Source organism: Chryseobacterium sp. II3a, assembly GCF_057815135.1.
Genome location: NZ_JBYPZJ010000002.1, coordinates 666,627 through 680,390, shown reverse-complemented (window position 1 = coordinate 680,390; position 13,764 = coordinate 666,627). Strand labels below are relative to the sequence as shown.

At 33.4% G+C, this 13,764-nt stretch carries 8 protein-coding genes; 2 read left to right on the top strand and 6 right to left on the bottom strand.

Annotated elements, in window-relative coordinates:
- The first annotated feature begins 472 nt into the window (after positions 1-472).
- Both AC3HD6_RS07730 and AC3HD6_RS07725 read left to right on the top strand, forming a co-directional pair.
- A complete protein-coding gene (locus AC3HD6_RS07730; RefSeq protein ID WP_488895818.1) occupies positions 473-1,663 on the top strand; it encodes a phosphoglycerate kinase in 1,191 nt (396 codons plus the stop codon).
- Between the two features lie 391 nt (positions 1,664-2,054).
- Positions 2,055-3,953 carry a glycoside hydrolase family protein gene (locus tag AC3HD6_RS07725; protein ID WP_488895817.1) on the top strand — a complete coding sequence of 633 codons (1,899 nt, stop codon included), beginning with the start codon at positions 2,055-2,057 and terminating at the stop codon, positions 3,951-3,953.
- A 929-nt stretch (positions 3,954-4,882) separates the two neighbouring features.
- On the opposite strand, the gene AC3HD6_RS07720 is transcribed toward AC3HD6_RS07725, so the two are convergent.
- From AC3HD6_RS07720 to AC3HD6_RS07695, 6 genes are all read right to left on the bottom strand, one after another.
- Positions 4,883-5,704, bottom strand: coding sequence for a class I SAM-dependent methyltransferase (locus AC3HD6_RS07720; RefSeq protein WP_488895816.1), 822 nt, complete (start codon positions 5,702-5,704; stop codon positions 4,883-4,885).
- Positions 5,705-5,964: 260 nt separating this feature from the next.
- On the bottom strand, positions 5,965-7,827 hold the full coding sequence (mnmG, locus tag AC3HD6_RS07715; protein ID WP_488895815.1) for a tRNA uridine-5-carboxymethylaminomethyl(34) synthesis enzyme MnmG: 1,863 nt from the start codon (positions 7,825-7,827) through the stop codon (positions 5,965-5,967).
- Positions 7,828-7,972: 145 nt separating this feature from the next.
- Positions 7,973-8,392 carry an rRNA maturation RNase YbeY gene (gene ybeY / locus AC3HD6_RS07710; RefSeq protein WP_488895814.1) on the bottom strand — a complete coding sequence of 140 codons (420 nt, stop codon included), beginning with the start codon at positions 8,390-8,392 and terminating at the stop codon, positions 7,973-7,975.
- A gap of 4 nt (positions 8,393-8,396) precedes the next feature.
- Complete coding sequence (locus AC3HD6_RS07705; RefSeq protein ID WP_488895813.1) at positions 8,397-10,553, bottom strand: patatin-like phospholipase family protein; 2,157 nt, start codon at positions 10,551-10,553, stop codon at positions 8,397-8,399.
- Between the two features lie 2 nt (positions 10,554-10,555).
- Positions 10,556-13,000 carry a bifunctional UDP-N-acetylmuramoyl-tripeptide:D-alanyl-D-alanine ligase/alanine racemase gene (locus AC3HD6_RS07700; RefSeq protein WP_488895812.1) on the bottom strand — a complete coding sequence of 815 codons (2,445 nt, stop codon included), beginning with the start codon at positions 12,998-13,000 and terminating at the stop codon, positions 10,556-10,558.
- 176 nt (positions 13,001-13,176) lie between these two features.
- Positions 13,177-13,764: a thymidine kinase gene (locus tag AC3HD6_RS07695; protein ID WP_068941178.1), complete on the bottom strand. Its 588-nt coding sequence runs from the start codon at positions 13,762-13,764 to the stop codon at positions 13,177-13,179.

The following is a 13,764-nucleotide window of genomic DNA, read 5'->3' as shown; positions in this document are numbered from 1 at the left end:
AACTTTTCCCCACAACTTTCCAGATCTTTTCTTCAGCTATCCCCAAGTTTTTCCATAATAAAATAACTAATAATGCCTTGTGGGTAAAGTTATCAACAATTGTGAATAAGTGTGTGAAAATGCATGTTTACAGAGATTTACATTGTGAGTTATTTATGAATTGAGTACCAGTTGAGTATTATCAACTTTATGCCTAAAACTTATCCCCGTTACTAACAATACATAACAACAACTACATTATTTTTTTTTATAAAGAGAAAAGATTTGTTGATTAATGGGTGATTGGGTTCGGGGAAAGTTTTTGAAAACTTTTATTTCGATCAATCTGTTGAAAAAGTTTAAAACCTTACATTTGTGAAACGAAAAATCAAAAAAGTTTATGGAATTGACTCTCCCGAAATTTGCTGGAATGTAACCTGGGCCAAGAGGGCGATTACCTTAAATTTGTTAAAAAATAAATTTAAAGATAAAAATGAAAACAATTAACGACTTCAATTTTAAAGATAAGAAAGCTCTTGTAAGAGTTGACTTCAATGTTCCACAGGATGACCAGTTGAATGTGACTGACAATACCAGAATTGTTGCGGTGAAACCAACCGTTGAAAAAATCCTTCAGGATGGTGGTTCTGTTATTTTAATGACACACCTTGGAAGACCGAAAGGAGAAGTGAAGGACGAGTTTTCTTTAAAACATATAATTGGTGAAGTTTCAACTGTTCTTGGAAAGGAAGTGAAATTCGTTGAAGAGTGCATTGGAGAGAAAGCTGAACAAGCTGCTGCTGATTTGAAGCCGGGTGAAATTTTATTATTGGAGAATGTTCGTTTCCATAATGAAGAAGAAAAGGGAGATGAAGGTTTCGCTGAAAAACTTTCTAAATTGGGTGATGCTTATGTAAACGATGCTTTCGGAACAGCACACAGAGCTCATGCTTCTACAGCTGTTATTGCAAAATTCTTTCCATCAACTAAATTCTTCGGTTTACTAATGGGTAAAGAGCTTCAGGCAATTGATAAAGTTTTGAAAAGTGGAGAGAAACCAGTGACTGCTATCTTAGGTGGATCTAAAGTTTCAACTAAAATTACTATTATAGAAAATATTCTTCCGGCAGTAGACAATCTGATTATTGGTGGTGGAATGGCTTTCACATTTATTAAGGCATTAGGAGGAAAAATCGGAAACTCGTTGGTTGAAGATGATAAGCTTCCTTTGGCTTTGGAAATTTTAGGAAAAGCTAAAGAACATAAAGTAAAAGTATATCTTCCTTCTGATGCGATCATCGCTGAAAGTTTCAGTAATGATGTTGAAAGAAAAGAAGTAGATATCTATGCTATCCCTGAAGGATGGATGGGATTGGATGCTGGTCACAAATCAAGAGATCAGTTTAATGATGTATTGTTAAATTCAAGAACAATTCTTTGGAATGGTCCGATTGGTGTTTTTGAAATGTCTCATTTTGCAGGGGGAACTATTGCTCTTGGTGATAGCATTGCTGAAGCAACAAGATTGGGAGCTTTCTCTTTAGTAGGAGGTGGTGATAGTGTTGCATTTGTGAAGCAATTTGGATATGCTGATAAAGTAAGTTATGTTTCTACAGGTGGTGGAGCAATGCTTGAAAGTCTTGAAGGACTTGAGCTTCCTGGTGTAGCTGCAATCAATAATTAATAGAGAATAAAATTCAATATTTCTAAGCCTGCTAATTATATTAGCAGGCTTTTTTGTTCTTTAAACTTCATTGAGAAATCCTTAATTGATCGAGTACTTTTTTGTTTCTTGATATAACTTATGGTTATATTAAATTGTGGCCTTTTGATTTAGTGTTAGTTACGTTTTAATGCCCGTTAATAAAGAAAAATTTACACTTTTATATATTAATAAATAAGAGAAATTAGAAGGATTTATTCATATTCTTTCATCTACCACTTATGGAATATTTGGTTTGATTTTTATAATTTTTGGAATGTTGAATAATTAGGTTTTGGAATGAAAAAAATTTTTTTTACGTCAAGTTTTGACGCTGGCAGGGAATACATTTGCTATACTAAATTACAATTTTATGATGTATACAAATGAGTTTTTTACGGTAGGAAATACGGCTCCCAATGATGATCTTGTTCAGCTAATTGATAGCTTTACGGGAGAGAGTGTCAATTTTAAAAAAGTAAGTACGTGGATTGATGAAACCTTACTTGTTCCTAATGATTCCAGGGTGTTAAATGATGAAATTATTTACCGCTCGAGGGGGAATGATTATTATGCGAATACAGTAGTTTTTTCTACAAAAAGAGTCTATGTAACGACTTTTGGTGCAAAGTCTTCATATACTGTAGATCAAAGACCTGCTATTCAGAAGGCCTTTGATATTACTTCTCAACTAGGCTTGAAGCTTGTTTTTCCCAGTGGACATTATCTTGTTAATTCTTATACTGATAATGTAGCTACACGAATACACTCGAATATTTTTGAATTAAGATCTTACTTAGATATAGAATTCGAGGACTACAGTATTCTAAAAGTTGGGGCATACTTTGATGATAAACCTTTCTTATTATTTTCTGGGCTAAATGCTAAAGAAGTTATTGATTTTATGCCTATTTACAATATTACACTGAAAGGTAGGGGAATAATTGATTTTAATGGTCAGTTTTCGCAAATGAGAACCTCTTATATGCGTAGAATTGGGTTTGAGGGAGGAAATTGTACAAATGTTGATATTGATGGATTGTATTGGACAAATGGTGATTTATCTAATTGTATAGGAGTAGGCTGGGTAGGAAATGGAAATAAAGCAACCATTCAAAACTGTATTTTTGAAGATCTTGCTAAAAGTGTTGAAACAATTAATTACGATCATTCCACTATTTATGGAAATGCTAATTTTTTATCAGTTCACAATAATACTTTTATCGGAAATGAACAAATGAGATTAATTGGATGTGCATGTGAGATCCATGCTAGTAATAGTTCTTTTTCAAATAATAAGGTTTATAATTATACGAGAATGAATTTTGTTGCTGGAATTGGAACGGAGAAAGGAAATATTACTAATATTTCAATTTCAGATAATATTGCTGAAATTGTTAATTCCGGAGTCTATATCTGGCCGGATAAAAACTGTACTATATCAAACGTATTAATTACTTCTAACAATATTAAACACATTCATGTACAGGGAAAAAATAATATGTTGTATAATGGAGGTCAGGCTTTATTTATTGTCCAAGGAAAAGGTGGAAATTGTAAAAGAATTATAGTGAAAGGCAATACATCGCATATTCTTTATACTGAAGGTGATTATTCGAGAGTTGCAGCCGCTATTTTAGCTGATACAGAGTCTCTTGAAATTACTGATAACAATTTTATTGGTCATTATTCGGGAATTTTATTTGATTGGGACCAAGATGAGGAAATTAAAAAGCATAATAATTATTCTTTTGTAAAAATTTCAGGGAACAATATTACAGCAGCTTCTCAATTAGTAAAGATGGTTGCTGAAAAAGTTAATTATTGTCTAATTGCCAATAATTCAACGGTTCTTGAGCATAATGCAATGACAGATCTTATTAAGATTGAAAGCCCTAGCATCCAATCAACAACTGTGAGAGATAATATTTATATCTCCAATCAACCAAAAGTTGAATTTACACCATCTGCAGTATTTTTGGCGGACCCATCCAATAAGGCTAAATACGTTGTATCTCTTGTGAACACTCCTGTGCCTGGTATTAATGCTGGTGCATCAGTTTTAATCAGCGCTGTGCTTTCTGGTAGTCATAAGAGGGTAGGAGGGATGTATACTATCCAGCCAACATATCCTTTTCCGGAACTTTTCTTTAATGCACATACTTTTGGTGCTGGTGGAACAGGGGATATAAAATTTAAAGTTGATAATATGACTTCTTCTGTTTTCTCAGGGAATCCAGATTTAGTTAGTAACCTGATTATTAATTTATAATAAAAAAGACCGGAGATCATCCGGTCTTTTTTATTGTACTATATTTTGCTTTCATTCATGTTATAAATGTGGTATTGTATTTTATTGTTTATCAATTATTAAACCTATTTATTTTGTTTTATTTTGATTGTTTTCTTTGTATTTTATCAATATTTTTTTGTAGCATTATTTTTTTTATTGCGTAGTGTTTATTTTGTGTTATTTTCTATTGTAAATCAAAAGATTAACTTGTTATTATTCTTTTTTTTCGTATTCTATTGATTTAAGTTTTGTAGACTGGTTTTAATACTTGATTCTATTGTTTAGTTTTTGTAAGCATTCAATTTTTTGATGAAATAATTTGAGTTCAATTTATTTTCATTTTTCCCGTATTCTTTAAATATTAAAATCACATGTTAATTTTTCATGGGAATTATTTTTTTAGGCATTTTATTTTTTGTCAAATATGGTTGGCTTTTTCTGCTTACTATAATTTGGAATTGAAGCCTTAAGGAAATAAAATATAAGATAAAATTTTTTTAACTCAAAATTTGGCTTTTAGAAAAGGGTTAAAAATTTAAAAACTAAAATTTTCCGAGTATTTATATATTAAATAAAATTGAGCTCTTAAATGAGGTGTTTTTGTTAGAATTTTGATTTTGAAACTAAATTTTTCTCTTTTCTGGACCAATTTCTATCTTTTTTAGGTTTTATGCAAAATCTTTTGATGATTGAGTATTTTCAAAAAATTCAGTTTACTAAAGTGGAGTAGGGGAGTAAAAAAAAATAACAGTGCAAATTTGAAATCAATTTTTTAAAATAAATTGAGATTAGTATATGGTCTATCCTTTTCAAAAATTAAAACTCAGAGTAAAATTCCCTGAGTTTTTAAGTTTTATAAAGCAAAATCCTGAAAATTAGCCTTCAGAAATGGCTTAAAAATCGATTATCTATCTTTTTTCGATAATATATATCAAACTTGAAAATTCGTTCGAAAAAGAGGCTTTTATGTTCGAAATTGTTCCGTAGATACTTGCTTTTAGCCAAAATAGGGGGGATTTTTTATATTTTTCGCTTAACATAGAGATGTAGTACGAGTCGAGGATCAAAGGTTTGATCTTTCTCATTTTCCAATCTGGTTTTTTAGAAATCAGATTTTCCATTCCGTTTTTAGAAAAATGATAGATGTGTCTTGGTACATCATAGGCGGCCCAATATTCTTTATAGTGTTTGGCATCATAAGAAGTAGGATTGGGAACAGCAATAATAAGAAGTCCTTTATCCTTTAATTTCGAATTAAAGATATTGAGCATTTCATCCTGGTTTTCTATATGCTCAAATACATGCCATAAGGTAATTGCATCCAGACTTTTGTCCTCTAGCTTTTGAATATCGTCAAGAATTTTCGCTTTTGTAATTTTCTCCTGTGCTGCTTTTCTTGCATCTGCATCAGGTTCAAAACCGAATGTTTCGAAATCATTTTCTATATACTTTACAAATTCTCCGGCACCGCATCCATAGTCTAATACTTTTGATCCCTGTTGAATTCTTTCAACAAGAATATTTTTTTTGTACCGTAGATTAAAAGACTGCAGAAATTTATATAGTTTTTCTTTCAGGCTTCCGGAATCCTGGTGATGGGAAATGTAGTCTTCACTTTCATAATATCTGGAAATATTGGATGGAATAGGGGAGGTTTTGTAAACTCCTTTGGTTTCTGTTTCTTTAATTTCAAATATTTCCTGTGAAAGAAAATGATCTTTTATTTTCATTGAATTTGCTATCTGTTATATTTTAATAAATAGTAAGTCTGTATCAATTAAGATTCTATACTGTCATTTGTAGATTTAAACATCCTTCCGGAAGGAAGAGAAGAATCTATTCTGTGAGCAAAGTTAGAACTGACAAGAGCTATAAAAGAGTATATATTAACTTAAAAAATTAAGATATTCATCAACTTTTTTACAAGCTTAATAAATACCTTAATTTTCGTTTTTATTGTAAGAAATGTTTCACGTGAAACATTTTTATTTTAACGTCCTAAATACACTAGTAAAACATTAATATCAGCTGGGGAAACCCCGCTTATTCTTCCTGCCTGTGCAATGGTTTTAGGGCGTACATTAGACATCTTCTGTTTTGCTTCTGCAGAAAGGCTTGAAAGCTTCGTATAATCAAAATCTTCAGGGATTTTAATGTTTTCCAGACGATTTAATTTAGCTACATTCTCTTTTTCCTTTTCAATATACCCTTTATATTTGATATTGATCTCTGCCTGTTCTCTTACCTCGTCATTGTATTGAGTAGAAGTTTCTTTAATAAAATCAATACCATCAAGTTTATCTAAAGTCATATTAGGTCTTGTAAGTATTTGAGCGGCTCTGTAAGCTTGATCTACAGGGCTGCTTTCTATTGATTCTAAAATAGGGTTAATAACACCTGGTTTTAAAGAAGTTTCGCGTAAAAACTCTTCAAGTCGCTGACTTTCAGTTATTTTAGTCTCTACTTTTCTTAATCTATCTTCTTTTGCTAATCCAAGATGATATGCTTTTTCAGTTAATCTGATATCTGCGTTATCTTGTCTCAATAGAAGTCTGTACTCGGCACGTGAAGTAAACATTCTGTAGGGTTCTTCAGTTCCTTTTGTAATGAGGTCATCAATAAGTACTCCGATATAAGCTTCATCTCTGTTCAGGATAAATTCATCTTTTTCATGAACTTTGTTGTGGGCATTGATTCCGGCAATCAGACCTTGACCTGCTGCTTCTTCATATCCTGTAGTTCCATTGATTTGTCCTGCGAAATATAAATTGTCAATCAATTTTGTTTCTAAGGTATGTTTCAATTGGGTAGGAGGGAAGTAGTCATATTCAATAGCGTATCCCGGACGGAAAACTTTTACATTTTCAAATCCCGGAATATGTTTCATTGCTTTGATCTGTACATCCTCAGGAAGAGAAGAACTAAATCCGTTTACATAGATCTCAACAGTTTTCCATCCTTCCGGTTCTACGAAAAGCTGGTGTCGGTTTCTTTCTGCAAAACGATTGATTTTATCTTCAATACTTGGGCAGTATCTTGGACCTAAACTTTGAATGGTTCCATTGAACATTGGACTTCTATCAAAACCTTCACGAAGAATATCATGAACAGTTTCGTTAGTATATACAATATGGCAACTTAATTGTTTGGTTAATTTCGGAGTATCAAGATAGCTGAACTTTTGAGGATTTTCATCTCCTCTCTGTTCTTCCATTTTTGAATAATCCAAACTTCTTCCATCAACTCTTGGTGGAGTACCGGTTTTCATTCTTCCAGCTTCGAAGCCTAAACTTACCAATTGTTCGGTGATCCCAAATGCTCTTGGTTCACCCATTCTTCCGCCACCTAGTTGTTTGTCTCCAACGTGAATTAATCCGTTCAAAAAAGTTCCGTTGGTAAGAACTACAGATTTTGCTTTAATCTCAATTCCTAAAGAAGTAATGACTCCGGTTACTTTATTATTTTCAACAACTAGTTGTTTCACCATATCCTGAAAGAAATCAAGATTGGGAGTATTCTCTAAAGCCAGTCGCCATTCTTCGGCAAAAAGCATTCTGTCATTCTGGGTTCTCGGGGACCACATGGCAGGACCTTTTGAAAGATTCAGCATTTTGAATTGGATGGCAGATTTGTCTGCTACGATTCCGGAGTATCCACCCATTGCATCAATCTCTCTTACGATCTGACCTTTTGCGATTCCACCCATTGCGGGGTTGCAACTCATCTGTCCGATGGTCTGCATATTCATTGTAACCAATAGTGTTTTTGAACCCAGGTTAGCTGCCGCTGCTGCCGCTTCACATCCTGCATGTCCTGCACCTACTACGATTACATCATATATTTCTGAAATCATTTTTTATCTCGCTGTTTAAGCTTAAACCTTAACTTTAATCACTAATGTTTCACGTGAAACATTTTTGGAGAATGCACTCTAGGTAAATGTATATTGTTGCTAGAATTGAGTACTTTAGATATCGGACTTTAAGTGATTATTTAATTTAATCTTTTAAATCCTTATACTTCGATAAGTACAAATCTTCCATTCTCCGCATCTCTTTTTCCTCTTCTTCCGTCTTGTCTTTATAGCCAATAAGGTGTAAAATTCCATGGGCTAAAACCCTTCTTAATTCATCTTCATAATCTCGGGAAAGGGTAGAGGCGTTATCAGAAATGCGTTGCAAAGATACGAAAATCTCAGCGCTTATTGTCTTCCCTTTTACATAATCAAAAGTGATGATATCGGTATAATAATCATGCTGTAAATAGTCCTGATTAATCTTCAAAAGATATTCATCATCACAGAATATGTAGTTGATTTCTCCTAGTTTTTTTCCTTCTGAAAGAATCAAATCTTCCAGCCATCGTTTGTAATCTATATCTACCGACTCTGGTAAATTTTCGTAAAAGAATTGTATCATTGTATTAAAACCAGTGTCCTAAAATAACACTGAATATGCCTTTTTGATTGTTTTTTAGTGAGTGGCTGAAGTTCACTTTAATCTGCCCGAAAGGAGATTTATATCCAGCCGTAATGCCAAGCGAGCTATAATTTACTTTAACTGCATCTTCAAATTTAATATCGTTGGAAAGGTTGGCAAAGCTAAAATTTCCACTGATAAAATAGTTTTTATTAAACTTAAACTGAAGGTCATTAGATGCCAAAATTACGTTATTCGTATGTAATTGGGCAAAGTAAAAACCTCCAAAACGTTTGAAGTTGATAATATTTTGTTCGAAGATTCCTCCCAGTCTGTATTGATAATAGGGTGGAAGATTTTCACCAAGAGTAATCCCACCGAATAAATTAAGACGATAAGTAAATTGTTTTCCCAACGGAATATTAATCTTTAAATCTGCCTTTATCTGAACGATTCTTTTTTCAACCTCAGATTTTAAAAGGTCAACAACCTTTCCTTCGGCCATAAAATAGACTCCTTTGGTTGGAAATTCCTTGTCATCCTGTGTATCGGTCTTCAGGAATACATAAGGATTTAAAAACCGGCTGTAACGCCTGTTATCACCATTAATTTCAGCTTTGAAATAGTCATGGCTTATACCACCACCAATAGCGTATTTATCCTTCCATACAGACTGTATATAAGCCTCGTTTCTTACCCATTCCCATTTGTCGATGATATTATTATCTGCATTTTTTAGATCAAAACTCATTCCGGAAGAGTAAATACCAAATCCAGGAATATAACCGTTATCAATAAAATAATTTAGATAATATCTTAATTTATCACCTACCACTACATCTACTGAAAGGTTAGAATTTTTAAATAAAAGCCTCTTTGCCGAATAATTCAAAAGTAAACCTGTTTTAAAGACTTCATCATAATGCAATCCAAATTTTAAGAAATGGCGGGCATCATCTTCAGTAACATAAAGCTTTAAATAATTGGCATCATTTTCTTGAACAATATCATAGTTAATGAACTTATAATTGTTGGTGGCAACAAGTTTGTCAACCATTTTATTAATGCTTCCATAAGTTTGTAAAGAGGGTAGTCGAAGTCCCATTTTTCCTAAAGTATAGTTTTTCCCATAGATTTTACTTCCTTCTATAGAAATGCTGTCTATCTTATATACATTGGAATATATAGGGTTTATACGTTGTCTGAGACGGTCAAATTGACGTTTGGGAAGTTGGTCTAATACCTGGGAGTATTTCAAACCTTCCACATAGCCGCTGTCAAGAATTTTTTTCTTCTCGTCGTAGCTTGTAGCAGACATCCCTTTAAGGTTAGGTTTAATGTTGATGTCTGTATATTTATATTGTTTTCTGGTATCTCTTTTGATTCCGAAATCAATGACCTGATTCAGAATAGATATGATATTGTTTAAATCTTCTCTTTTGGATAGATCCTGGTTCAGATCCACACCAATAACGATGTCAATTCCTCGGTCCTTTAAAGGCTTTGAAGGATAGTTTACCGTCATCGCTCCATCAATATATATACTGTCACCAATTTTAACTGGATCCATTAAAGAAGGAAATGCAGAACTGGCCATAATAGACTGTACAAGATCTCCCTTTTCAAAGATTTGCATATTACCACTTTCAAGATTGGTAGCAACGCATAAAAAAGGAATAGGCATCTTAGAAAAATCTTCAATATTGGAAACATTTTTAAAAAGTTCCTTTAATAGATAAACATTTCTTTGCCCGGTACTGATGGAAGAAGGAAGTGTAATTTTCCCATTTTTTAAAGGGATAGATAAAAGATATTTGTCTACAGATTTATTGAAAAAACTGGCTTCCTGTCTGGATTTCGGATCCATAATCAAAGAATAGAAATCTGTATCCATTACGATTTTTTCTATTTCTTTTCCAGAATATCCGGATGCATACAGGCCACCTACAATGGCACCCATACTGGTTCCGGCAATATAATCCACTTTTACTCCTAATGAATCTAATACTTTAAGCACTCCTACATGTGAAAAACCTTTGGCACCACCACCGGCAAGCGATAGTCCTATTTTAGGGTTCTTCGGAATCACCAGGTTTTTCTTTACCTGTGACTGGATCCATAATAATGGGAATATGAAAAGAAGAATCAGGAGCTTTCTCATAGTTAATCTTTTATATAAATCCGTTTCACCCGAGGCGAAATGGATGTTAATACTTCATAGGTTATCGTTTTGCAGTAGCCTGCGAATTCTTTTAAACTTGGTTTTGCATTAAAGACGGTTACCATATCACCTTCCTTTACATTGGGAACATTTTCTACGTTAATCATCATCATATCCATGCAGATATTTCCAACAATGGGTGCCAACGTTTTATTCACTCCTAAGCTTCCAATCTGGTTTCCGATTAATCTTGGAATACCATCAGCGTATCCCACAGGGACTGTGGCAATCCTGGTAGGATGATCAGCCTTAAATCTTCTGCTGTATCCAACAGATTCACCGTCTTCAACCATTGATATCTGTGAAATTACGGTTTTAAAACTTACCACAGACTGTAATTGTTTCTGAATTTCAGAATCAGGAGATTCTCCAAGCATTCCGATACCAATTCTTACCATATCATACTGATGATCCGTATAGCTTGTAATTCCTGAAGAATTTAAAATATGACGAAGAGGAGTATAGCCTAGTTTTTCGATCAGATAGCTGGAGTTTTTATCAAATACCTTGAATTGATTCATGGTAAATTCTCTTTCTTCAGGGATATCAGAAGAAGATAAATGACTGAACATACTCTGAACTTTAAGATTCTTTTCACTTAAAGTTTCACTCAACTGATCCAGTTCAAAATCTTTAAATCCAAGACGATGCATTCCTGTCTCAAGCTTAATATGAATAGGATATTTTTTATCATATCCGGATTTTTGGATCGCTTCATAGAAAAGTTCCAAAACCCTGAAGCTATAAATCTCAGGTTCCAGGTTATATTCTATGATAGTTTGATAACTGTGCTGCTCAGGGTTCATCACTATAATAGGAGTGGTGATCCCTTTTTTACGAAGTTCAACACCCTCATCGGCAAAAGCTACTCCTAAATAATCAATGTGGTGGTGTTGTAGAAATTCTGAAATTTCATAACTCCCCAAACCATAAGCATTGGCTTTTACCATAGCCATCATTTTGGTTGTTGGCTTCAGAAGTGATTTATGGTAATTGATATTATGAAGAATAGCATTCAGATTTATTTCTAAAACAGTATCATGCTTTCTGAGTTCCAGAATATCTTTGAGCTTTTCAATTTCAAATTTTCTGGCTCCTTTCAGAAGAATAATCTGATTTTCAATTTCAGAAAGATGTTTGCTTTCGATCAACTCTTTGGTATCAATGAAAGTATATGTTTTAGATTTAAATAATTCACTAAATTTTGATATTTCATCGCCAATCAGAAATACAGAATCAAAATTTTGCTCATTTACCAATTCTGAAACTTCTTCATATAATTCTTGGGAATTGGTATTCACCCCTACGATGTCTGTTAAGACCATAGATTTTTTAGGTTTATTATATTCCTTCAAAAATTGCAGGGCAGTTTTCAGGGAATCGAGATCAAGGTTGAAAGAATCGTTGATGACAATATTACCCTTAATTCCTTCGATCGCTTCAAGCCTCATTTCGACGGCTTTTAAAAGGTTGATTTTTTCGACGATCTTTTTATTTTCGACCTGTAAGACCTTAAGGACTGAGATAAGCGCCGTAGCATTGGTTAACGTCGATTCGTCCCTTTGGTGAGCCGGAAAACTGATTTCTTCGCCAAAATAATCAACAATGATGTTTTCATCCTTCGTATTTTTTTTGATGAAGACTTGATTTTCTTTTTTAAACCCGTAAGAGATTAATTTTTTATCAGCGTATAATTTTTTAATTTTTTGATCTACCAGAGAATGGTCTCCGTTATAAATGATGATCTCAGAATCTTTGAAAAGTTTAATCTTTTCATCAATCAGTTCTTCTTCGGAAGAGAAGTTGGCCGCATGAGCATTTCCAATATGTGTTAATAATCCGATTTGAGGATGGAAAATATTTTCCAGTTTTTCCATTTCATTCGGATGAGAAATTCCAACTTCAAAAATTCCCAGTTCGTGAGAATCGTTAATTTGAAGAAGAGAAAGAGGTAGTCCAATCTGAGAATTAAAACTCTTCGGACTTTTTACGGTTGGGAATTCATTCCACAGACATTGGTATAACCATTCCTTTAAAATGGTTTTACCATTACTTCCTGTGATTCCAATAGATCGTAAATGAGAATTTTCAAAATGATATTTGGCTAATTGCTGCAGGAAATCTACAGAATTTTTAACAATAATCCAGGTTATATTTTCAAACTGTGGATATTGATGTTCAGAAATAATGACATTGATTCCTCTGTCTATGGCAGCTTCAATGAATTTTTCACCAGAATTTTTATGGGTATTGATCGCAATAAACGCAGTATTCTTAATTGAATAAATAATCCTGCTGTCATAGGCTATATTTTTAACCATTAAACTCTTGTCTCCAATAACCTCTGCATTGGTGATCCCTGCAATTTGTTGTACTGTATAGTTCATTGATACCCTTTCTGCTTTATTGTAAGGTGAAATTGCAAAAAGGTAAAATTGCAAAGAGGCTGGAAGAGCTCATGTAAGCAGATCTCCTTTTGGAATTTTACAAAATTGCTTTTTCGTTTTTCATTTATATTATATGAAGTGAATATATTTTATGGTTTGTCTTTTATTGATATCCGTTACTTCCTTTTTGAAAGTACTTCATCAATAAAAACACGGCGGCTTACGGCTTCATAGCTTTCAGTCTCACCCAGCTCTACCAGATTATCTCCTTGAGAAGTTCTCATAGAGTAATTGGCAAGATTTCCTGTTCTCTTGCAAATAGCATGCACTTTTGTGACATATTCTGCAGTAGCCATCAAATTGGGCATGGGCCCGAAAGGACGTCCCAGAAAATCCATATCTAATCCTGCAATAACAACTCTTATACCACTGTTAGCAAGCTGATTGGCAACATCCACAATGCTTTCATCAAAAAACTGAGCTTCGTCAATGGCTACTACATCACAATTGGAAGCCAACAGAAGAATCTCATTAGGATTTTCTACTGCGGTACTGCGGATTTTATTCTGATTATGAGAAACAACATCCTCTTCAGAATACCGGATATCCAGTTTCGGTTTAAAAATTTCCACATTCTGTCCTGCCATTTCTGCTCTACGTAATCTTCGAATCAACTCCTCGGTTTTACCCGAAAACATAGAGCCACAAATCACTTCCATCCAACCACTTTGTTTGGAATGATTAATTGTATTTTCTAAAAACAT

Coding starts and splice junctions, on each gene's coding strand:
- ybeY (WP_488895814.1), bottom strand. CDS start 8,392: ATGATACAATTCTTTTACGAAAATTTACCAGAGTCGGTAGATATAGAT.
- mnmG (WP_488895815.1), bottom strand. CDS start 7,827: ATGATTTCAGAAATATATGATGTAATCGTAGTAGGTGCAGGACATGCA.
- AC3HD6_RS07700 (WP_488895812.1), bottom strand. CDS start 13,000: ATGAACTATACAGTACAACAAATTGCAGGGATCACCAATGCAGAGGTT.
- AC3HD6_RS07725 (WP_488895817.1), top strand. CDS start 2,055: ATGATGTATACAAATGAGTTTTTTACGGTAGGAAATACGGCTCCCAAT.
- AC3HD6_RS07695 (WP_068941178.1), bottom strand. CDS start 13,764: ATGTTTTTAGAAAATACAATTAATCATTCCAAACAAAGTGGTTGGATG.
- AC3HD6_RS07705 (WP_488895813.1), bottom strand. CDS start 10,553: ATGAGAAAGCTCCTGATTCTTCTTTTCATATTCCCATTATTATGGATC.
- AC3HD6_RS07720 (WP_488895816.1), bottom strand. CDS start 5,704: ATGAAAATAAAAGATCATTTTCTTTCACAGGAAATATTTGAAATTAAA.
- AC3HD6_RS07730 (WP_488895818.1), top strand. CDS start 473: ATGAAAACAATTAACGACTTCAATTTTAAAGATAAGAAAGCTCTTGTA.